2 protein-coding genes and 1 pseudogene are annotated in these 877 nt (G+C 59.0%); all 3 read left to right on the top strand.

Annotation, left to right across the window (positions count from 1 at the left end):
* The coding region (locus M3I54_RS44440) for an integrase core domain-containing protein (RefSeq protein ID WP_254345683.1) at positions 1–215 on the top strand (215 nt) is incomplete at its 5' end.
* Positions 216–246: 31 nt separating this feature from the next.
* Positions 247–525, top strand: a pseudogene (locus M3I54_RS44435) (transposase); the annotation flags it as partial.
* A gap of 149 nt (positions 526–674) precedes the next feature.
* A partial coding sequence (locus tag M3I54_RS44430; protein WP_254346737.1) for a hypothetical protein occupies positions 675–877 on the top strand: 203 nt, incomplete at its 3' end.

The following is an 877-nucleotide window of genomic DNA, read 5'->3' as shown; positions in this document are numbered from 1 at the left end:
TGAGAAGTCCGCAGAGCAACGGGATGGCCGAAAGCTTCGTCAAAACGATAAAGCGTGACTACGTCTCATGGATGCCCAAGCCTGATGTCAGAACCGCACTGCAAAACCTGGCTATCGCGTTTGACCACTACAACGAATCGCATCCGCACAGCGCCTTGAAATACTGCTCGCCACGCGAATTCCGCCAGCGCGCAACTTCACCAACCGAAGCGTGACCGCGTGTCCGGTCATGCAGGGGCAAGTCCACCGGGCCCTCAACGCCGGGTGGCACGCTGGGAGCACGAAGGGGTGCTCGAAGAGATGCAGGCTCGACTTGACCATAACCCCGACATGATGCGGATCCGAAGACAGACTGTCGAACATCCCTTCGGCACGCTCAAGGCGTGGATGGGTGCAACGCACTTCCTGACAAGAACGATTGAGCGGGTAAGTACCGAAATGAGCTTGCACGTGCTCGCGTACAACATGAAGCGGGTGATCAGGCTGCTCGGCGCAGAAATGGTGGTAAAGGCAATGCGAGAGTGAACCTGCCAGGGGTGGTCGAACGGCGGCAGTAGTTTGACGTTTGTGTTCCCGCAATTCCGTCGAAACCTGTTCCGGGAGAAGGTCTCGTCAATTTCCAGCAGCAAGGCGTTTTGACACAGGTGCGCCGGGAGACCGGCAAGGAGTAGGTGGTGCAAGTCCACTGCGATGAAGGAATAGCGAACCACATCGGCCCCGAGCCGTGCGCAGGTATCCGCGAGGATGTCGGCGAAGCGTCGGCAGGGGTACGTGCAGGCCAGCCATTGAGCCACGATAGAAAACTGATCCCGGGTGCCGACGCTGTCTGTGTAGCGGAAGGCAAAACGTCCGAGCGCGCAATCGCGAGCGCCCGGAT

Source organism: Paraburkholderia sp. CNPSo 3274 (assembly GCF_024206475.1).
Classification (GTDB): Bacteria; Pseudomonadota; Gammaproteobacteria; order Burkholderiales; family Burkholderiaceae; genus Paraburkholderia.
This window is presented reverse-complemented; position numbering and strand designations above follow the sequence as displayed.